The organism is Streptomyces sp. NPDC050534, assembly GCF_044457745.1.
Classification (GTDB): Bacteria; Actinomycetota; Actinomycetes; order Streptomycetales; family Streptomycetaceae; genus Streptomyces.
The window spans coordinates 358,649-377,465 of sequence record NZ_JBITHF010000001.1 but is presented as its reverse complement, the minus strand read 5'-3'; the positions used below and the strand labels follow the sequence as shown (position 1 = coordinate 377,465).

The window sequence follows — 18,817 nt, the reverse complement described above, 5'->3', positions numbered from 1 at the left end:
CGCACCGGCCGCGCGGAAGGCCGAGCCTCAGGAGCAGGCCGCGACGGCCGCCGCGAAGGCGTCGGGTTTGTCGAACATGATGTTGTGGCCCGCACCGGCCACCGTCACCACGCGCACACCGGACGCCTCCAGTGCCTGGCTGCCCGCGAGTTCGCCGCTCAGCTCGCCGTGGAGGTACACGCGCTCGATCGGCAGCCCTTCGAGGAGCTCCCGCATGGGTGGGTTCGATCCCCGGCGCAGATTGATGGCCGAGCGGTGCAGGGCGCGCGGGTCGGCCAGCCGCATGGTCGCCGCCCACAGGGGGCCGACCTTTTCCAGCACGCGCGCGTGGGCGCCGTCGACGAACTCCTCCTCCTCATAGGTGGCGATGGTGCTGCTGCCGGCGGTGGACGGCGGCAAGGGGTCGAGATTGGCCTCCGTGAGGACCAGCCGGGAGACCAGTTCCGGCCTCCGGTGGGCGAGGACGACGGCGACGGAGCCGCCCATGCTGTGCGCGACCAGTTCGCAACCGGTGAGGCCCTCCGCGTCCAGAGCCGACGCCAGTGCGTCCGCGTGCTCCTCCAGCGTGTAGCCGAAGCGCTCGGGGCGGTCACTGATGCCGTGCCCGGGGAGATCGACGAACAGGCTGCGCCGGCCCGCGAGTTCGGGGCGGACCGCGATGTGCGCGTGGTACACGGACGAGACCGCCCCCAGTCCGTGCACGTACACGCGCGCGGGCTCGTCGCCCGGCGTCTCCGTCCACCGGATGCAGCTGCCTTTGCCGTCGAAATCGGCCTGCTTCATCGCGTCCTCCCTCATGACCCCACGGCCATCTAGGCACCCGACGAAGATACATCGCGACCGAGGTATAGCGAAAGCGAGGTAAGGAAGAAGTGAGGTACAGCGGCAGTAGGAGAGAATGCGGGCATGCTGGAGCTGGCCATCCTCGGATTCCTGTACGACGCCCCACTGCACGGCTACGAGCTGCGCAAGCGCATCGCCGCGCTCACAGGCCATGTGAAGCCGGTCGCCGAGAGCACGCTGTACCCGGCGATCAAGCGCCTGGAGAAGGCCGGCCTGCTGGCACGCGCCACCGAACCCGGCGCCGTCGCCGCACCGCGTCACGTCCTGACGCTCACCGAGGAGGGCAGGCGCGAGCTGCGCCGACGGCTGGCGGAGCCCGCTCAGCGCGACCTCACCGACGAGAACCGGTGGTTCACCGTGCTCGCCTTCCTGCGCCACCTCGACGACGCCCCGGCGCAGGCGGCCGTGCTCCGGCGCAGACTGGCCTTCCTGGAGGAACCGGCGAGCTTCTTCTACGACGGCGACCGGCCGCTGCGCGCCGAGGAGCTGGACGATCCCTTCCGCCGCGGACTGCTGATCATCGCGCGGGCCACGTCCCGGGCCGAGCTCAGCTGGCTGCGCGAGACGATCGGGGCGCTGGACAGCTGATCCATATCCGCTTCACCGTTCCGTCCCCTTCTGCCGCGGGAACTCCAACTCTAGTTTGAACAGCAGGAGATGAACGGTCGAACGAACAGCCGCGGGCAACCACGCAGGGGGAAGGTGGTCAGCATGTTGGGCAGGGTGCGCAAGTTCTGTACAAGATTCTTCAACGCCGTTCGCGCCGATATGAGCAACGGCCGGGACAAACGTACACACAATCTTTTCGAAGCCGCCGCCGCGTACGTCTCGGCCTGCGCGGAGGACGACCAGGACCGCATCGACGAGGCGGCGGGCTGGGTGTCGCCGGAAGCCCTGTCGTTCGGGGTCAACGAGCTGGCCTGCCGGGCTGTCATCGCCCTCGCGCGGGAACGTGACGAGTCACCGGGGACGGTGGCCCGCACACTGCTGGGACTGCCGGCGGCCTGACACGGGCAGGGGCACGCGTGGTCGATTCGCCCCGTCCAGCCGGAAAACTGCAGGTCCACGTGTTCTCCCGAGTCGTGACAAGCTGCTTCCGCTCGCATTAGGGTGCGCGCGATCGGATGAATCCATGGGGAGGCTGGCATGGCCGGGACGGACGAGGACGCCGTCACCGCCGCGGACGAGGCACTTTATGTGCTCACGGCGGTACTTCTGACGCCGGCGAAGTTCCCGAGCGTGCTCGGCGACGACTATCCGGAGGCCTGCGCGGCCCTCGGACTCGCGCCGCTCGCCGACGGATACGGCCTGGTGCTCGGCCAGGACGGCGACGGCGCCCGGTGGACCGTCGTGGTCGACGACGTCTCCCTGGTCGCGGTCGCCATCGCCTCCTGGGACTGCGGGATGGAGTACGACCTCTCGCCCGACGAGCGGTCGGTCGTCGCCGCGCTGCCGGGCTGGCCCCTCGCGGTCGCCGTCGCGGCGCCCAACGTGCCCGCGCCGCACGATCCCGGCCCCGATGTCGCGGACGGTCCGCCGCTGGCGCCGCCGGACACGAGCAGGTGGGGACCGGCCCAACGGCGCCTGGGCGCCGACGAGATCGCGCTGCAGTGGGCGATCTGGCGGGAGCAGATCAGCGACGCGGACTTCTCGGTTCCGGGCGGCCCGGACGGTCCCGGCCCGGACCAGGCCCCCGCGTCTGCCGAGGGTGCGGAAGAGGCCACGGTGGAGGCCGTGGCTGTGGCCGTGAAGGACGAGCAGGCCGAACAGGCCGGGTCGACGAACGGGTCCAAGGGGCACGGCGGAGTGCGGCGCGTGCTCGCCGAAGCACGCGCATACGTGGATTCGCCGCCCCCGCTCGGCCGCGTCCGGTCGTCGTTCGCCCCGGGGGACGCGCGCACGCTGCGTGCCGACGGGCCGGGCTGGTCGCTGGTGGCCAGGACCGACGACATCGCGTTCGTGCTGCTCGACGCGGAGCCCGGCGAGGTGCTGCCGGTCGGCCGCGGACCGGAGCTGCCCGGACTCCTGGACGCGCTCGAAAAGATGGCCGTACGGCCCATCTGAGTCCCGTTCCGAGCCCCCCGTGGTGGGTCGGCGCGGATCGGAACGGCTTCCGCGCCAACCCCGGACCGCCCCACCGCGCTCACCGGGACATCGCCGGTCTCCTTCGCGGATTTCCCTCCTCCGCCTGCCCCGGCCCGTCCGCCGGCTGCACCACGAAGGAGATCCTTTCGCTCTGCGCGAGCGGCGCGACGTACGACTACGCCGCGCGGCCCGCGTCCGTGCACCGGGCCGCGGCCCGGCTATCGCTGACCGGGCCGCAGCGGCCGACGGCTGATCACCGTCCATGGCGACCTGGACTTCTGCTGCCCGGGGCCGGTCGCCGACCGTGACCTGCTACCGCTCGGCGTTCGCCGACATCGTCCCCTGGGCTGAGCAAGAGACCCGGCCGCCCGCGGACCAGACGGTCGCGCGGCCCACGGGCGGGGACGTCGTCGGCCCCTGCGGTCCGGCCGACCCGGCCGATCCGGCCGATCCGGCCGATCCGATGCGGCAGGACGTGCGGCAGGGCGTCAGCGACCGAGCTCCTTGCGGGTGGCGCGGCGCAGCCTGCGCCGCTGTGAGGGGTCCAGCGTGAGGTACGCGGCGGCCGGCACTCCCAGGATGATCAGGAGCGATGCCCACCAGGGCAGCCAGATCAACAGGATGAGCCCGACCGCCACACCCCCCGCGGCGATCTTCGCGTTCTTCGACATGTGCGTCGCCTCCTTCGCGGCCACTGCCGCTCTCTGTCCTGAAAACGGACCCGCGCTGCCGGCGGTTCCTGACCGCGACCCTGAGACGTCCCTGATGCGCGACCCCGACTCGTCCCTGAGAGCCCGCCCGGTTCATTCTGCCCGGAGCGGCTCTCCCACCTCGTGCAGATGACGCAGTGCCTGCCGGTAGGAGTCGACGAGCCCGGTCTCCGCATAGGAGATACCCAACTCCAGGCAGTGCGCGCGCACCAGGGGCCGGGCGAGACGGAGATGGGGCCGGGGCATGCTGGGGAAGAGGTGGTGCTCGATCTGGTAGTTGAGACCGCCGAGGAACCAGTCGGTCAGGATGCCGCCGCGGATGTTGCGCGAGGTCAGTACCTGACGGCGCAGATGGCCCCACCGCTCGCCGTTCGGGTCGGGCATCTCCATGCCCTTGTGGTTGGGGGCGAACGCCAGTCCCAGGTGCAGGCCGAACAGCGCGTGGTGGAGGGCGGCGAACACCAGTGCCTTGCCCGGAGACATCGAGGTGAGCAGCACGGTGGCGTAGGCGGCCACATGGGTCACCAGGAGCAGGCCCTCCACGGCACGCTCCCGGGGAGGCTGCCGGCGCAGATCCTGGAAGCCGTGGACCTTCAGGGCGACGCCCTCGAGGAGGGTGAGGGGGAAGAACAGCCAGGCCTGGTTGCGGGTCAGCCAGCGCCTGAACCCGGACCGCACCTTGGCCTGCTCACCGGTGAAGACCAGGACGTCGGCGACGACGTCGGGGTCCTTGTCGATGTGGTTGGGGTTGGCGTGGTGACGGTTGTGCTTGTCGTTCCACCAGGCGTAGCTCATGCCCAGGAGCAGGTTGCCGTGGATCAGGCCGATCGCCCGGGCGGCCGGCTTGGCGGCGGTGATCTGGGAGTGGCCCGCGTCGTGGCCTATGAAGGCCGTGCGGGCGCAGAACACGGCCAGGAGCGGGGCCAGCAGAAGCGACCACCAGGAGTTTCCGACGAGCACGACGCCCGTGACGACGGCGGCCAGGGCGAGACCGTTGGTGGCGATACGGAGGGCGTACCAGAGGGGGCGCCGTTCCAGGAGGCCCTGGCCCCGGACCGTGCGCAGGAGAGGTGCGAACTCGCTTCCGCCGGGCGGAGCGTCGCGGATTTTCCGCGGGGGTTCGGCGACGGCAGTGGTGGGCTCGGGCATATCCGGTCTCCGGCTCTTTCGGGCAACGGGCTGACCTGAGGAAACGTACGAATCAACGCCCCTCCGCGGCCATGACGCCTCCCCCCGAGTACGGGCGGGGGCCAGCCCGTGGCACGGAGGGGGGCTGACATCACCCCGGAGCCCGACCCTCCGGATGGCGGCCCGCGCTCTCGCCCGTAACAGGCCGAGTTGCTGTACTCTCGGCGACCCCGGCTTCAGTAGTCAAATTTGAGGAGTGCAGCTTCGCTGTGCAGACGATCCCCGCGGCAACGCCCTCCGAGATCTCCGAACTGGCCCGCTGCTGCGCCGTTTTCCTGCCCGGCGATCCGGCCCGCACCGGCCGGGTCGCGTTCTGGCGGCCCGACGGGACCGCCCCTGCGCCTCTCGCGGCCGGTTCCGTCGAGGAACTGAGTGTCGTCCTGCCCCGCGGCGACGGTGGCGACGATGTCGAGGTGGTCGTGGTCCCCGCACTCCTGCTGCCGGTGCGGGCCGCGCTGCCGGTCCTCACGCGTGCGCGTACCGACGCGCACGGACACCCGGGGGCGGCCTTCTGGGGCGCGGCCACCCTGCTGGCCCTGCAGTTCGTGGCACGCGGACTGCTGCTACCGGGACTGTCACCCGGCGACTACGACGCCTGGCGCGTGGGCCCACTGACCCTGCAGGACATCGACCGCGTCCGGCGGCTGGCCGCCTCGATGCCGCCGCAGGCGCACGCCGTGCCAGTGGAGGCGCACGCCGTGCCGGTGGAGGCGCACGCCGTGCCGGTGGCCGACGGGGCTGGGCCGTCACGGCTGCCCGAACCGGAGCGGCTTCTGCGCGCCTTCCTGGATGCGGTGGCCGACTCCCTCCCCCGCTCTCCCGCGGCCTCCCTCGTGACGGGAGGGCCCGCCTACGCGGCACAGGAGCCGCAGCACATGCCCGAACAGCGCGCGTGGGCCGCCGACATCGCCGCGGGCCACGACGCGGGCGTACGGCTGTCGCTGCGGATCGAGACGCCCGGCCTGGCCGAGGTGACGCAGGACGACACCTCGGTACGGTTCCGGGCCGTGCTGCAGGTGCACAGCGTCAGTGACCCGGCGCTCGTGGCGGACGCCTGCGAGGTCTGGGCCGACTCCGGGGGCGGAGGTTTTGGTGCACGCGCGCGCATGGACGCCCTCCTCGCGCTCCGCCGGGCGGCCCGATGCTGGTCGGCGCTGACGCCTCTGCTCTCGGCCGGCGTGCCGGATGCCGTCGACCTCGCCGACGAGGAGGTCACCGAGCTTCTGGGACCGGGCGCCCGGGCACTCGCCGAGGCCGGGGTCGAGGTGCACTGGCCGAAGGGGCTGTTCCGCTCGCTGACCGCTCGCGCCGTGATCGGTCCGCCGGACGAGGAACGGGCAGCCGGCGGGACCGCCGCGGACACTCCGTCGTTCCTGTCCGCCGACGCGCTGCTCGCCTTCAACTGGCGGTTCGCACTGGGCGACGAGCAGCTCACGCGCGAGGAACTGGACCACCTCGCCGAGGCCAGTCGCCCCGTCGTGCGCCTGCGCGGCCAATGGGTCCTGATCGACCCGCAGGAGCTGCACCGTGCCCGATCCCAGCAGGATCGGAAGGTCAGCCCCGTAGAGGCGCTCAGCGCAGCGCTGACGGGTTCGACGGACGTCGACGGCCGCCGGGTCGACGTGGACCCCACGGGGTGGCTGGCGACCCTCAGAGAGCGGCTCGCGTCCCCCGAGGCGCAGGAGCCGGTCGCGCAGCCCGATGCTCTCGCGGCCACGCTGCGCGACTACCAGCGGCGCGGACTGAGCTGGCTGGCCCGGATGACGTCTCTGGGGCTCGGCTGCTGCCTGGCCGACGACATGGGCCTCGGCAAGACGATCACCCTGATCGCGCTCCATCTGCACCGGCAGAGCGACGCGTCGACGGCCGGCCCGACGCTGGTGGTGTGCCCGACGTCGCTGATGGGCAACTGGCAGCGCGAGATCGAGCGGTTCGCACCGGGCACGCCCGTGCGCCGCTTCCACGGGGCACGCCGCGGCCTGGACGCCCTGGCCGACGGGGAGTTCGTGCTGACCACGTACGGGACGATGCGGCTCGACGCGCCCGGACTCGCCGAGGTGTCGTGGGGCATGGTCGTGGCCGACGAGGCACAGCACGTCAAGAATCCGTACGCGGCGACTGCACGGGAGCTGCGATCCATCGGTGCACGCGCGCGCGTGGCGCTTACCGGCACCCCGGTGGAGAACAACCTGTCGGAGCTGTGGGCGATCCTCGATTGGACGACCCCGGGACTGCTGGGCGGGCTCGGCTCCTTCCGCGCCCGCTATGCGCAGGCCGTCGAGAGCGGTCAGGACCCGGCAGCCGCCGAACGACTCGCCCGTCTCGTACGGCCGTTCCTGCTGCGGCGCCGCAAGTCGGACCCTGGGATCGCGCCGGAGCTGCCGCCCAAGACCGAGACCGACCGTGCCGTGTCCCTGACCAAGGAACAGGCCGGTCTGTACGAGGCGGTGGTGCGCGAGACGCTGGCGGAGATCTCCGGTGCCGACAGCATGGCCAGGCGCGGACTGATCATGAAGTTGCTGACGGGGCTGAAGCAGATCTGCAACCACCCGGCGCAGTTCCTCAAGGAGGAACGGCCACGGATCTCCGGCCGCTCGGGAAAGCTGGAACTGCTGGACGAACTGCTCGACACCATCCTCTCCGAGGGGGCGAGCGTTCTGGTCTTCACGCAGTACGTGCGCATGGCGCGCATCATCGAACGCCATCTGACGGCTCGCGGCGTCGGCTCGCAGTTCCTGCACGGCGGAACACCCGTCGCCGAACGCGAGGCCATGGTGCGGCGCTTCCAGGACGGCGAAGTCCCTGTGTTCCTCCTGTCGTTGAAGGCCGCGGGCACTGGGCTGAACCTGACACAAGCCGAACACGTCGTGCACTACGACCGCTGGTGGAACCCCGCCGTCGAGGCACAGGCCACCGACCGCGCCCACCGCATCGGTCAGAACCGGCCCGTGCAGGTGCACCGGCTCATCGCGGAGGGCACCATCGAGGACCGCATCGCCGACATGCTCGGCCGCAAGCGCGAGCTCGCCGACGCGGTCCTGGGCTCGGGCGAGGCAGCACTCACGGAACTGACGGACGCGGAGCTGGCCGATCTGGTGGAGCTGCGAGGGGGCGCACGATGAACGACCGTGACACGGAGCGCACGTTCGCCGCACTGCCGCCCCCGCACGGGCGGGGCTTCGCCGAAACCTGGTGGGGCCGGGCCTGGCTCAGGGCCCTGGAGGAGACGGCGCTCGACTCGCAGCAGCTGAAGGCGGGCCGGAGGCTCGCACGCGCGGGAGCCGTGGGCGCGGTGTCCGTTCGCCCGGGACGCATCACCGCCGTGGTCCAGGACCGCGATCGCACCGCGCGTCGGGCCGACGTCCTGCTGGAACAGCTGGACGGCGAACAGTGGGACCGCCTCCTGGACCTGGCCGTCGAACGGGCCGGCCACGTCGCGGCGCTGCTCGACCGGGACATGCCGCCGCACCTGGTCGAGGACGCGGCGACCGCGGGCATCGAACTCCTGCCTGACATGGGCGATCTGGAGCCCGAGTGCGACTGCGACGCCTGGGACCACTGCGGGCACACGGCCGCCCTGTGCTACCAGGTGGCCCGGCTGCTGGACCAGGACCCGTTCGTACTGCTGCTGATGCGCGGACGGGGAGAACGGGCTTTGCTCGACGAGCTGCAAGCCCGCAGTACCAGGCCCGCCGAAGTGCCCGCCGCCGTGCCGCACGGGGTGGACGCCGCCGAGGCGTACCGGGCCGGCGACATCCTGCCGCCGCTGCCCGCTCCCCCGGAGCTTCCCGCGGAACCCGGACTGCCGCCGTCGCTGGACATCGAGGCACCGCCGGCACCTGGCGTCGACCCGGCCGCCCTGCGCCATCTTGCGGCCCGGACCGCCGTAGAGGCACAGCGTCTGCTCGCCCGCGCCCTCGGCGTCGAGGCCGAAGTGCTGGGTGCGGAAGAGGAGTTGACGGCCTCGCAGGACGCTGTCCGACTCGCCCTGGGAACGCCGGGGACGGATGTGTTGGACCGGCTGACGGACGGCTCGGGACGGGACCGGGAGGCGCTTTCGCGGGCGACGCGCGCGTGGAGCCTCGGAGGTGCGGCAGCGCTGGCCGTCCTGGAGGAGGAGTGGACCCCCACGGGTGCGACGCTCGCACGCGCGCGTGCCGCGCTGGAGTCGGCCTGGGACGAGGACCAATGGCCTTTGCTGCGGGCGAAGGGCAACCGCTGGACGGTCGCCGGCGCCCCGGCCCAGTTGCGGCTGGGGCGGGACGGGCGCTGGTGGCCCTACCGGAAGGAGCGGGGCCGCTGGGTGCCCGCCGGAGCGGCCTGCCAGGACCCGGCGACGGCCCTGATCGGCCAGGAGATCGCCTGAGGCGGGCTGTGGGGGTCCCGGCGGGCCCGAAGGCTCAGTCCGGCTGTGCGGGACGCCGGGCCCCCTCAGGGCGTGTCTGGCGCCGTCCTCGGGCAGGAACTCCTGGCGTTGCACGGCCGGTCCGGCAGCGGGGCGGCCGCGCCGGCAGCTGCCGGATCAGGTGCAGAGGCCTCGGATCAGGTGCAGAGGCCGTTGTCGGAGGTGTAGTAGATGCCGATCGTGCCGCTCCAGGTCAGGCACTGGCCGTCGTCGGGTGCGTCCTTGTAGACCGGGCCCGCGTAGCTGCTGTAGGAGCCGGAGTCCTTGGCCTCACCGCTGCCGTAGGGCCAGGTGTCCAGCGTGACCTCCATGAAGACGCGGGCGCCGGGGTTGGTGCGGACGGTGACCGCGCAGACCTTGCCCGCGGTGCTGTTGTAGGTCACGAACGTGGTGGCGGGGATGGCGGTCTGGGAGGTCGAGTGGATCGGCGTCGCCCGTATGACGTCGTAGCCCTTGCCGCAGGCGCCGTTGTAGACGGTGGGCGTGGCGGCCGAGGCCGGGGTGGTCGCGGCGAGCGTGCCGGCCAGGGTGAGGACGGCGAGGGCGCCTGCGGTGGCTGCCTTGCGGCGGAGCGGCTTCATGGTGTTCCCCCTGTTGATGTCTTGGTCAATGTGCTGCGGACGGTCGGTCGTTGCCGTCCACGCATGGTGAGACCAGGAAGCCCTCACGACAGTTGTGGGCTGTTGTGTCGCTGTTCTGTCACCGGTGTCACAAGGAGAGTTACGCCGACTGTGCGCCGTCAGCTCTCCGTGAGGCGCACTTCGGCCTCTGGGGCGGGTGGCTCACCGGTAGCCTGCCCACGTGGCGGAGACCTGGGATGAAGGGCAGTTGATCGCCGACGGCTTCGAGCGTGACCGAGGAACTCGACTACTGGTTCCGGTGGCGTCCGAACAGATGAAGCCACCGTTGCCCATCTCTGGATGGGAACCGAACCCTGCGCCGCTGCAACCGAAGGCGCCGAACCCCTGACGGGCGCGGCGTGAACACCGGTGCGCCTGCGCCCAGTTGGCCGTTACCGAATACGGACAAACCCGAGTGAACGACGTCCCGCCCAGGCGTCATCTCATGGGGTGCAGCGAAACAGACGACGCGGCCGGTCGCCCTGCGGCAGCAGGGGAGGGTGCCGCGTCCTGACCGTCCATGGGGGACTTTCATCATGACCACGCACCGCACCCGCCGTACCGTCCGTTCCGCCACCCTGGCCGCCGTCACCGCCGCGCTGGCACTGGGCCTGACGGCCTGCGGCGGCTCCGACGGCGGCTCGAAGGCGGCGGGTGGCGACCACGCCGCTGGTACCGCGGCGCAGAGCCAGTCCGCGTCCAACGGGGACGGCAAGGGCAGCGCGGAGCAGGCCAACAGCGGTGGCACCACCAAGGAGGGGGCGCGCCCGGCGACCGCCTCGGGTGCGACGGACGAAGTCGCAAGCAAGGGCACGGCGGCCGGCGCCCAGCAGTGCCGCGGAGACGAGATGCTGGTCACCGCGGTGCACCGGTTCGCCGGTCAGCAGGGCGACCACCTGCTGGTGACCGCGACGAACGAGGGCACCAAGCCGTGCTGGGTCACCTCGTACCCGGCCGTGAAGCTCGGCGGGGACGCCGACAGCGCCGCACTGCCGCACTCGAAGAAGGACAACCCGGGCGGCGACAAGCACATCACGCTCCAGCCCGGGGGCAAGGCATACAGCGCGGTGAACCTCTTCGACTACGGCTCGAAGAACCACACGGCGCAGTCGTTCGCCATCGCCCTGCGCGGCGCGGACGGTCACACCGGCCCCTTCTACTCCGTCGACACCAAGGGCCAGAAGCCGCAGTTCAGCTGGAACGAGGCCGACGTGCTCAACTGGAACGCCGAGAAGCCGTACAACTTCTGACGGCCCGTCGACCGCTTACGCGTCACCGCCCTTTGTCCGTGGGAGACAGAATGCGGGCGACGGAGCCCCGCCAGGCGACTCAGTCCCCCTGTGCGGGGCGCCGGGCCCAGAACAGGGCGTGGCCCGCGTCGCCCTCGGGCAGGAACTCTTCGCGTTCCACGGTCAGTCCGGCTTGGGTGATCCATGCGCGGTTGGTGGCGGCGTCCGCGTGGCTCCACCACATCGGGACGCCGCCGCCGAGCCAGTTCTGCTCGGTTCCGGTCCAGGCGCCGTGTCCGGTGGTGGCCACGAACCAACCGCTCGGTCGCAGCCATCCGGCGATCCGCCGCAGCAGAGGCGGCTGTTCGGCCAGCGGGATGTGGATGAGCGCGTACAGGAAGACAACAGCGTCGAAGGAGGCGGCCTCGAAGGTGACGGCCGTGGCGTCGCCGCGAATGAACTGCGCCTGCGGCACGCGCTCTTGAGCCCGGCGGATCTGCACCTCGCTGATGTCGACGCCGGTGACCTGGTGGCCGGCTTCCACGAGGGTCCGCGCGACCGGCACCCCGCTTCCGCACCCGAGGTCCAGGACCGCGCTGGCGACCGGGATGCGCCGGCCCAGGTCGCCGAGCAGGGCCGCGTACTTGGTCTCGGCGCCGTACGCGTCGTCGTAGAGCCGGGAGACGGCGTCGTACCCGCGTCGGACGACGTCCTTGGGGTCTTCGGACTTGGGGCCTTTGATGTCCACGTCACGTGAAAGTAGCCAGCGGTCGGCGGCTGTCGCGAACGGTTTTCCCCGCGCTGCGGTGCCGCTGCAATGCACGTGTCTCCCACACGGGTCGCACATGTGCTCGGAATCCCGACGCTCCCCGTTCACCCGGCGGTAGCGAGACGTTCGCTGCAGGACCCAAATCTGGCCACTGTCAACGAACTTGCTCCTCAGGAGGCTCGATGTCCCCGCACGCCACCGGCCGGCCCCGCATTCGGCGCTCCGTCGCAGCAGGCGTTCCGCTTGCCGTGATCGCGGCCCTTGTGGCGGCCTGCCCGCCCGCGAGCGCGGCGTCCCAGGACGCGCAAGTCGTGCGGACCGCGACGCTCGGCGAGATTCCGCTCGGCGCCTTCAGCAACGCGCTCCTGCCCGGGACGGTGGACAACGACCGCGGCATCGACCTCGGCGGCATCGGGAGCGACATCTACCCTGCGGGCCGCAAGGGCGAGTTCTGGACGGTCACCGACCGCGGGCCCAACGGCCAGATCAAGGTGGACGGCAAGAAGCGCCGCACCTTCCCGGTGCCCGGCTTCGATCCGGCGATCGTGAAGGTCCGGGCCTGCGGCGACACCGTGAAGGTGCTGGAGGCCATCCCGATCACCACCTCCTCCGGCAAGGCCGTCACCGGGCTGCCGAACCAGGCCGGCCGGGACGAGGCGCCGTACACGTACGACGCCAAGACGCTCCTGTCGTACAACCCGAACGGGCTGGACACCGAGGGCATCGTGCGGGCGGAGGACGGGAGTTTCTGGCTCGTCGACGAGTACGGGCCCTCCCTGGTGCACGTCTCCGCGCGCGGGAAGGTCCTCGCGCGCTACGTGCCCAAGGGGCTCAACCTCACGGGCACGGACTACCCGGTGGTCGAGGCACTGCCCGCGATCTTCCTGCACCGGAAGATCAACCGCGGCTTCGAGGGACTCGCCCATCTGCCCGGCGGCGACCTCGTGATGGCCCTGCAGAGCCCGCTGTCCCTGCCGGACGGGGACGCTGGTGACGCGTCGCGCACCACGCGCCTGGTGCGTTTCTCGCCGAAGAAGGAGGCGGTCACCGCCGAGTACGCGTACCGCTTCGATCCCGTGAACGTGGTGGACCCCAGCGAGGACGACACCTCCGAGCTGAAGATCTCCTCGGTGGTCGCCGTGGGCGGCGACCGGCTGCTCGTGGAGGAGCGCACCGACAAGGCCGCCCGGCTGCAGCTGGTGAAGCTGGACCGGCACTCGAACATCCTCGGTGGCGCTTACGACGACGACAGGACGTCCCCGTCCCTGGAGCAGCTCGACGACCCGGCGGCCTCCGGCGTTCCGGTGCTGCGCAAGCGACTGGCCGTCGACCTGGGCCAGGTCGCGGGCGTGCCGGGGAAGATCGAAGGCATCGCGCGCGTGGACGACGACACGCTCGCCCTCATGAACGACAACGACTTCGGCATGACGGACGGCGCGGGCGCGTTCGACGCGCAGGGCAGGCTGATCGACAGCGGGATCAGGACGACGCTGACCTACCTGCGGCTGCCGCACAGCATCTGACCACCCCGTAAGCGGCCGAACGGCCTGGCGATCACGGATCCGGCGATCACGGCAGTTGGACGTCTCCCAGGGACGGGATCAGCGATTCCAGGCCGCTCGGGACTTCGCTGGGCAGCTTCGACGGGAGCTTGCTGGGCAGTTTGCTCGGCAGCTCGGTCGGAATGCTCAGCGAGGGCGACGGTTTGGCGCTCGTACTGTTCCCCGCGGGCGACTTCTTGTCCGGCGAGCCGTCGTTCCCGGAGTGGGACAACAGCATCACGACGGCGACGGCCGCAAACCCCGCGAACAGGACGAGCAGGATGTGGAGCCGGCTTCCGCGCCTTCTCGGAGGTTCCGGCGACGGTTGCCAACCCCCCAAGGTGGGCGGCTCGTTGCCTCCCGGAGGCGGGCCGTACCCTCCTCCGGGCCCATAGCCCCCGCCCGCTCCGTAGCCGGAGCCGTAGTTGTCGGAGGGCGGTCCGAAACCGCCGCCCGGAGGCGGCGTGCCACCCGGCGGGCCGGGCGGCGGAGGCGGTGCGGGAGGCATGGCCATACCGTCCAGAGTCGCCGCACATCGGGCAGCAGGCGACCCCCGTACGGAGGTTGATACGGACCCATGCCATGGACTGCATGATTCCGGAGCATTCCGCACGGAGATCGCTCACGCGCGCGTGCCCTTCGCACAAAACGTGCCGACGGACTCGCGCACGCGGCGCACGGACACGCGCGCGTGGACTCAGCCGCGAGCCCCCAGCAGGTGGTCCATGGCCAGCTGGTCGAGGTGCTCGAAGGCCATCCCGCGCGCGGCGGCCGCCTCGACGTCGAACTCCTCGAAGGCGCCGCGGTCGGCGAGCAGGGCCTGCAGACCGTCGGCGGCGGTGGGCTGGACGAGCTGGTCCAGGCGCGAGGCGCGCAGGGCCTCCTGTACCTCCGGGTCGGCGCGGAAGGCGGCCGCGCGCTCCTTGAGGATCAGGTAGTTGCGCATGCAGCCCGCGGCCGACGCCCACACGCCGTCGAGGTCCTCGGTCCGCGGCGGCTTGAAGTCGAAGTGGCGGGGACCGGCGTAGCCGGCGCTCTCCAGGAGGTCGACCAGCCAGAACGCGGCGCGCAGGTCCCCGGCGCCGAAGCGCAGGTCCTGGTCGTACTTGATGCCGGACTGGCCGTTGAGGTCGATATGGAAGAGCTTGCCCGCCCACAGGGCCTGCGCGATGCCGTGCGGGAAGTTCAGCCCGGCCATCTGCTCGTGGCCGACCTCGGGGTTGACGCCGTACATCTCCGGGCGCTCCAGGCGCTCGATGAACGCGAGGGCATGGCCGACGGTGGGCAGCAGGATGTCGCCGCGGGGCTCGTTCGGCTTGGGCTCGATGGCGAACTTCAGGTCGTAGCCCTGGGAGACCACGTACTCGCCGAGGAGGTCGAAGGCCTCCTTCATGCGGTCGAGGGCTGCGCGGACGTCCTTGGCGGCGCCGGACTCGGCGCCCTCGCGGCCGCCCCAGGCGACGTAGGTCTCTGCGCCCAGCTCGACCGCGAGGTCGATGTTGCGGATCGTCTTGCGCAGCGCGTAACGGCGCACGTCACGGTCGTTCGCGGTGAACGCGCCGTCCTTGAAGACGGGGTGCGTGAAGAGGTTGGTGGTGGCCATCGGCACGGTCATGCCGGTCGTGTCGAGGGCCTGACGGAAGCGCTTGATGTGCGACTCGCGCTCGGTGTCCGAGGACCCGAACGGGATCAGGTCGTCATCGTGGAAGGTCACGCCGGCAGCGCCGAGCTCGCTCAGGCGCTGCACCGTCTCGACCGGGTCGAGGGCCCGCCGCGTGGCGTCGCCGAACGGGTCCCTTCCCTGCCAGCCGACGGTCCACAGGCCGAAGGTGAACCTGTCCTCGGGGGTGGGCTGGTAGTTCATGCCGCGACTCCTTGCTGCTTCGACTTGCTTGCTCCGACTATTTCGTCATGGCAGTTTACAAATTAGTATGCGGACGCGGCTCTGGGAAGGGACAAGATGTCTTTGTCACCTCAGAGCCCCTGTCTCCGCCCCGCAGAACCCATGTCTTCATCCCGTAGAGCCGCGTAAAAGGGAGAGCCCGATGTCAGCTGCCGAGGGTCCGCTCGTCGTCGGCGTGGACACGTCCACCCAGTCCACCAAGGCGCTCGTCGTCGACTCGGCCACCGGGCAGGTCGTCGCGAGCGGCCAGGCACCGCACACCGTCTCCACCGGGGCCGGCCGCGAGAGCGACCCGCGCCAGTGGTGGGACGCCCTGTGCGAGGCCCTGCACCAGTGCGGCGACGCGGCGCACGAAGCGGCCGCCGTGTCGATCGGCGGCCAGCAGCACGGCCTGGTCACGCTGGACGAGCGGGGCGAGCCGGTCCGCCCGGCACTGCTGTGGAACGACGTGCGCTCGGCTTCGCAGGCCCGCCGCCTGGTCGAGGAGCTGGGCGGCCCGAAGGCCTGGGCGGAGCGCACCGGAAGCGTGCCCGGCCCGTCCTTCACGGTCACGAAGTGGGCCTGGCTCGCCGAGACCGAGCCGGAGGCGGTCCGCGCCACCAGGGCGGTGCGCCTGCCCCACGACTACCTCACCGAGCGACTGACAGGACAGGGTACGACCGACCGCGGAGACGCGTCCGGAACCGGCTGGTGGGCATCGGGGACGGAGTCCTACGACCACGAGACCCTCGCGCACGTGGGACTCGATCCCGCGCTGCTGCCCCGTGTCGTGCGGCCCGGCGAGGTGGCGGGCACCGTCCGCGACAGCCACGACCTGCCGTTCTCCAAGGGCACCCTGGTCGCGCCGGGGACCGGCGACAACGCGGCCGCCGCGATGGGGCTGGGCCTGCGTCCCGGCACCCCCGTGCTCAGCCTCGGCACGTCCGGCACGGTGTACGCCGTCACCAAGCGCCGCCCCGCCGACCCGACCGGCACGGTGGCGGGCTTCGCCGACGCCCGCGGGGACTGGCTGCCGCTGGCCTGCACCCTGAACTGCACGCTCGCCGTCGACCGCGTGGCGGCGCTGCTGAACCTGGACCGTGAGGCCGTCGAGCCCACCACCGGCGTGACCCTGCTCCCCTACCTGGACGGCGAGCGCACGCCGAACCTGCCGAACGCCTCCGGACTGCTGCACGGCCTGCGCCACGACACCACCGGCGGCCAGCTCCTGCAGGCCGCCTACGACGGCGCCGTCCACTCCCTGCTCGGCGCGCTCGACCTGGTCCTCGACGAGGACGCGGACCGCTCGGTGCCGCTGCTGCTGATCGGCGGCGGTGCTCGCGGCACGGCCTGGCAGCAGACCGTACGGCGGCTGTCGGGCCGCCCGGTCCAGGTCCCGGAGGCCAAGGAACTGGTCGCGCTGGGCGCCGCCGCGCAGGCGGCGGGACTGCTGACGGGCGAGGACCCGGCCTCGGTCGCCCGACGCTGGAACACCGCGGCCGGCCCAGTGCTGGAGGCGGTGGAGCGGGACGAGGAGACGCTGGCGAGGATCGCCGGGGTACTCTCCGACGCGGCCCCGCTGCTGGAGCGGAGCACGGAGAGCCGTTAGGACGGGGGCATGACAGCACCGCTGCACGAGGCCCACCCGGCCGGCCCGGGAAGGGTGCTGCCGGACACCCAGCAGGGCATGCGCCGCCGCAATCTCGCCCGGGTGATGCACACCGTCAGTGCCGAGGGTCCGCTTTCCCGTGCCGCCGTCGCCTCGCGCATCGGGCTGACCCGGGCGGCGGTTTCGACCCTGGTCGACGAGCTCATCCGTTCCGGGCTGCTCGACGAGCTGGGCCCGGAGCGGCCCGGCCGGGTGGGCCGCCCCGGCTCGGCCCTCGCCGTCAGCGGGCACGGTCCGGCCGGGATCGGCGCCGAGGTCGGCGTGGATCACCTCGCGGTCTGCGCGGTCGACCTGCGTGGTCAGGTACGCGCGCGTGCCGTGCGGCACGGCGCGAACCGCGGGCGCGCTCCCGAGCCGGTGCTCGAAGAGCTCACCGGCCTGGTGCGCCGGGTCGTCGCCGAGGCGCAGGATGAGGGGCTGTGGCCCGCGGGGCTCGCCGTGGCCGTGCCGGGCCTGGTGGCGCGCGACGCCCGCACCGTCGTACGTGCCCCCAACCTCGAATGGCACGACACCGACATCGGCGCCCTGCTGCCCGGAGAGATACCGCTGACCGTCGACAACGAGGCCAACTTCGGCGCGCTCGCCGAACTGTGGCTCGGCGAGGGCACCCCGCAGGACTTCCTGCACGTGTCGGCGGAGATCGGCATCGGCGCGGCGGTCGTCGTGGCCGGCGGGCTGCTGCGCGGCACGCGCGGTTTCGCGGGCGAGTTGGGTCATGTGCCGGTGCAGCCGGAGGGGCCCGCGTGCCCGTGCGGCGGGCGCGGCTGCCTGGAGCAGTACGCCGGTGAGGAGGCGGTGCTGCGCGCCGCCGGACTGGAGCCGGGCGAGGACCGCGTCGGGCTGCTGGCCGGCCGGGCGGCGGAGGGCGACGAAAACGTACGCGGCGCGCTGCGCGACGCGGGCACGGCACTCGGCATCGCGCTGACCGGCGCGGTCAACCTGCTGGACCCGGAGAGCGTCGTGCTCGGCGGAGCGTTGGCCGGGCTCGCGCCCTGGCTACTGCCGTCGCTGGAGGCCGAGTTGGACCGGCGCACGGCGGGCCCGGCCTGTCCGGTGTCCGTGTCGCGGCTGGGCCCCGAGGGACCGCTGCTGGGCGCGGCGCACTCGGTGGTGCGGGCGGTGCTGGACGACCCCGCGGCGGTGGGCGCACGCGCCTGACCATGGGCGCGCCTAGGCTGTCGCCCGACACCGGCACCACCTCCACTCGCTTGGCCCCGCCCCTCAAGGAGCATGACCGTGTTCGACTCCGCAGCGGAACACCCCTACCCCGACAGCCACCGACCGGACGCGGCACCCGCACCTCACGCGCTGCTCATGCCCGTGCTCGGTCTGCTGGGCACATGGAAGGGCCGGGGTCAGGGCCAGTACCCGACGCTCGACGCGGACTTCACGTACGGGCAGGAAGTCACCTTCAGCCATGACGGGCGCCCCTTCCTCCACTACGAGGCCCGGGCCTGGCTGCTCGACGCCGACGACGCGCCGATGCGTCCGGCGGCCCGGGAGAGCGGCTGGTGGCGGCTCCAGCCCGACGGCCGGGTCGAGGCACTGATCACCCAGCCCACCGGTATCGCGGAGATCTCGGTCGGCCGGGCGGCCGAGGACACGATCGACCTGTCCACCCACGAGGTGGCCCTCACTCCCACAGCCAAGCAGGTCGACGCCACCCGCCGCCGCTACACGCTGGCCGACGGCGACACCCTCACGTTCGTCTTCGATCTCGCGGCGGTCGGCCAGCCGTTGCAGCACCATCTCTCGGCGAACCTGCAGCGCATCCGTTAGGCCGCACCGGCCCGCGCCCAGCACGTGCCCGCCGCAAACTCGACGCGAGTTCGACGCGAGCTCGACGCGTGACCGGCACCGGCACCGGCACCGGCAC

General features: G+C 71.8%; 18 protein-coding genes. 11 read left to right on the top strand and 7 right to left on the bottom strand.

Translation table 11 applies throughout. The features are described from left to right. Nucleotides 1-27: 27 nt before the first annotated feature. Nucleotides 28-783 (bottom strand): alpha/beta fold hydrolase, encoded by a 756-nt coding sequence (locus tag ACIBN2_RS01720; protein ID WP_399132091.1) that lies wholly within the window; start codon nt 781-783, stop codon nt 28-30. 123 nt (nt 784-906) lie between these two features. Between ACIBN2_RS01720 and ACIBN2_RS01715 the strand changes: the two genes are divergently transcribed. The 3 genes from ACIBN2_RS01715 (at nt 907) to ACIBN2_RS01705 (ending at nt 2,907) form a co-directional block, all read left to right on the top strand. After that, nucleotides 907-1,431 carry a PadR family transcriptional regulator gene (locus tag ACIBN2_RS01715; protein WP_399132090.1) on the top strand — a complete coding sequence of 175 codons (525 nt, stop codon included), beginning with the start codon at nt 907-909 and terminating at the stop codon, nt 1,429-1,431. A 123-nt stretch (nt 1,432-1,554) separates the two neighbouring features. Continuing rightward, the gene (locus tag ACIBN2_RS01710) at nt 1,555-1,851 is read left to right on the top strand and encodes a hypothetical protein (protein WP_399132089.1); all 297 of its coding nucleotides are present in this window, start codon (nt 1,555-1,557) and stop codon (nt 1,849-1,851) included. 138 nt (nt 1,852-1,989) lie between these two features. Further along, entirely contained in the window at nt 1,990-2,907 is a 918-nt protein-coding gene (locus tag ACIBN2_RS01705; RefSeq protein ID WP_399132088.1) for a hypothetical protein, read from the top strand. Between the two features lie 509 nt (nt 2,908-3,416). Here the strand turns inward: ACIBN2_RS01705 and ACIBN2_RS01700 are convergent. Beyond that, a complete protein-coding gene (locus tag ACIBN2_RS01700) occupies nt 3,417-3,599 on the bottom strand; it encodes a hypothetical protein (protein ID WP_010040978.1) in 183 nt (60 codons plus the stop codon). A gap of 132 nt (nt 3,600-3,731) precedes the next feature. Continuing rightward, nucleotides 3,732-4,787, bottom strand: a complete 1,056-nt coding sequence (locus ACIBN2_RS01695) for a fatty acid desaturase family protein (RefSeq protein ID WP_399132087.1) — start codon at nt 4,785-4,787, stop codon at nt 3,732-3,734. Between the two features lie 248 nt (nt 4,788-5,035). Here ACIBN2_RS01695 and ACIBN2_RS01690 point away from each other — a divergent pair, with 248 nt between their 5' ends. Beyond that, the gene (locus ACIBN2_RS01690; protein WP_399132086.1) at nt 5,036-7,948 is read left to right on the top strand and encodes a DEAD/DEAH box helicase; all 2,913 of its coding nucleotides are present in this window, start codon (nt 5,036-5,038) and stop codon (nt 7,946-7,948) included. Further along, nucleotides 7,945-9,192 (top strand): SWF or SNF family helicase, encoded by a 1,248-nt coding sequence (locus tag ACIBN2_RS01685; RefSeq protein ID WP_399132085.1) that lies wholly within the window; start codon nt 7,945-7,947, stop codon nt 9,190-9,192. Before ACIBN2_RS01690 ends, ACIBN2_RS01685 begins: the two co-directional genes overlap by 4 nt. A gap of 176 nt (nt 9,193-9,368) precedes the next feature. Here the strand turns inward: ACIBN2_RS01685 and ACIBN2_RS01680 are convergent, their stop codons facing one another. Beyond that, nucleotides 9,369-9,812, bottom strand: coding sequence for a hypothetical protein (locus ACIBN2_RS01680; protein ID WP_399132084.1), 444 nt, complete (start codon nt 9,810-9,812; stop codon nt 9,369-9,371). Nucleotides 9,813-10,032: 220 nt separating this feature from the next. Here ACIBN2_RS01680 and ACIBN2_RS01675 point away from each other — a divergent pair, with 220 nt between their 5' ends. After that, a complete protein-coding gene (locus ACIBN2_RS01675; RefSeq protein ID WP_399132083.1) occupies nt 10,033-10,200 on the top strand; it encodes a hypothetical protein in 168 nt (55 codons plus the stop codon). Nucleotides 10,201-10,387: 187 nt separating this feature from the next. After that, the gene (locus ACIBN2_RS01670; protein WP_399132082.1) at nt 10,388-11,101 is read left to right on the top strand and encodes a DUF4232 domain-containing protein; all 714 of its coding nucleotides are present in this window, start codon (nt 10,388-10,390) and stop codon (nt 11,099-11,101) included. A 79-nt stretch (nt 11,102-11,180) separates the two neighbouring features. On the opposite strand, the gene ACIBN2_RS01665 is transcribed toward ACIBN2_RS01670, so the two are convergent. Beyond that, nucleotides 11,181-11,828 (bottom strand): class I SAM-dependent methyltransferase, encoded by a 648-nt coding sequence (locus ACIBN2_RS01665; protein WP_399132081.1) that lies wholly within the window; start codon nt 11,826-11,828, stop codon nt 11,181-11,183. A gap of 203 nt (nt 11,829-12,031) precedes the next feature. Between ACIBN2_RS01665 and ACIBN2_RS01660 the strand changes: the two genes are divergently transcribed. Continuing rightward, on the top strand, nt 12,032-13,372 hold the full coding sequence (locus ACIBN2_RS01660; RefSeq protein WP_399132080.1) for an esterase-like activity of phytase family protein: 1,341 nt from the start codon (nt 12,032-12,034) through the stop codon (nt 13,370-13,372). 46 nt (nt 13,373-13,418) lie between these two features. On the opposite strand, the gene ACIBN2_RS01655 is transcribed toward ACIBN2_RS01660, so the two are convergent. Continuing rightward, nucleotides 13,419-13,628 (bottom strand): hypothetical protein, encoded by a 210-nt coding sequence (locus ACIBN2_RS01655; RefSeq protein ID WP_399132863.1) that lies wholly within the window; start codon nt 13,626-13,628, stop codon nt 13,419-13,421. A 459-nt stretch (nt 13,629-14,087) separates the two neighbouring features. Then, a complete protein-coding gene (xylA, locus tag ACIBN2_RS01650; protein WP_399132079.1) occupies nt 14,088-15,254 on the bottom strand; it encodes a xylose isomerase in 1,167 nt (388 codons plus the stop codon). A 181-nt stretch (nt 15,255-15,435) separates the two neighbouring features. On the opposite strand from xylA, the gene xylB reads away from it, so the two are divergent. The 3 genes from xylB to ACIBN2_RS01635 all read left to right on the top strand — a co-directional run bounded on the left by xylB (nt 15,436) and on the right by ACIBN2_RS01635 (nt 18,720). Further along, nucleotides 15,436-16,881: a xylulokinase gene (gene xylB / locus ACIBN2_RS01645; protein ID WP_399132078.1), complete on the top strand. Its 1,446-nt coding sequence runs from the start codon at nt 15,436-15,438 to the stop codon at nt 16,879-16,881. Between the two features lie 9 nt (nt 16,882-16,890). Next, the gene (locus tag ACIBN2_RS01640; protein WP_399132077.1) at nt 16,891-18,099 is read left to right on the top strand and encodes an ROK family protein; all 1,209 of its coding nucleotides are present in this window, start codon (nt 16,891-16,893) and stop codon (nt 18,097-18,099) included. A 78-nt stretch (nt 18,100-18,177) separates the two neighbouring features. Then, nucleotides 18,178-18,720 carry an FABP family protein gene (locus ACIBN2_RS01635; RefSeq protein ID WP_399132076.1) on the top strand — a complete coding sequence of 181 codons (543 nt, stop codon included), beginning with the start codon at nt 18,178-18,180 and terminating at the stop codon, nt 18,718-18,720. Nucleotides 18,721-18,817: the final 97 nt, after the last annotated feature.

What these genes read in the sequence shown, in the direction of transcription:
- ACIBN2_RS01720 (WP_399132091.1), bottom strand. Translation starts at nt 783, where the DNA reads ATGAAGCAGGCCGATTTCGACGGCAAAGGCAGCTGCATCCGGTGGACG.
- ACIBN2_RS01715 (WP_399132090.1), top strand. Translation starts at nt 907, where the DNA reads ATGCTGGAGCTGGCCATCCTCGGATTCCTGTACGACGCCCCACTGCAC.
- ACIBN2_RS01710 (WP_399132089.1), top strand. Translation starts at nt 1,555, where the DNA reads ATGTTGGGCAGGGTGCGCAAGTTCTGTACAAGATTCTTCAACGCCGTT.
- ACIBN2_RS01705 (WP_399132088.1), top strand. Translation starts at nt 1,990, where the DNA reads ATGGCCGGGACGGACGAGGACGCCGTCACCGCCGCGGACGAGGCACTT.
- ACIBN2_RS01700 (WP_010040978.1), bottom strand. Translation starts at nt 3,599, where the DNA reads ATGTCGAAGAACGCGAAGATCGCCGCGGGGGGTGTGGCGGTCGGGCTC.
- ACIBN2_RS01695 (WP_399132087.1), bottom strand. Translation starts at nt 4,787, where the DNA reads ATGCCCGAGCCCACCACTGCCGTCGCCGAACCCCCGCGGAAAATCCGC.
- ACIBN2_RS01685 (WP_399132085.1), top strand. Translation starts at nt 7,945, where the DNA reads ATGAACGACCGTGACACGGAGCGCACGTTCGCCGCACTGCCGCCCCCG.
- ACIBN2_RS01680 (WP_399132084.1), bottom strand. Translation starts at nt 9,812, where the DNA reads ATGAAGCCGCTCCGCCGCAAGGCAGCCACCGCAGGCGCCCTCGCCGTC.
- ACIBN2_RS01670 (WP_399132082.1), top strand. Translation starts at nt 10,388, where the DNA reads ATGACCACGCACCGCACCCGCCGTACCGTCCGTTCCGCCACCCTGGCC.
- ACIBN2_RS01660 (WP_399132080.1), top strand. Translation starts at nt 12,032, where the DNA reads ATGTCCCCGCACGCCACCGGCCGGCCCCGCATTCGGCGCTCCGTCGCA.
- ACIBN2_RS01655 (WP_399132863.1), bottom strand. Translation starts at nt 13,628, where the DNA reads ATGCTGTTGTCCCACTCCGGGAACGACGGCTCGCCGGACAAGAAGTCG.
- xylA (WP_399132079.1), bottom strand. Translation starts at nt 15,254, where the DNA reads ATGAACTACCAGCCCACCCCCGAGGACAGGTTCACCTTCGGCCTGTGG.
- xylB (WP_399132078.1), top strand. Translation starts at nt 15,436, where the DNA reads ATGTCAGCTGCCGAGGGTCCGCTCGTCGTCGGCGTGGACACGTCCACC.
- ACIBN2_RS01640 (WP_399132077.1), top strand. Translation starts at nt 16,891, where the DNA reads ATGACAGCACCGCTGCACGAGGCCCACCCGGCCGGCCCGGGAAGGGTG.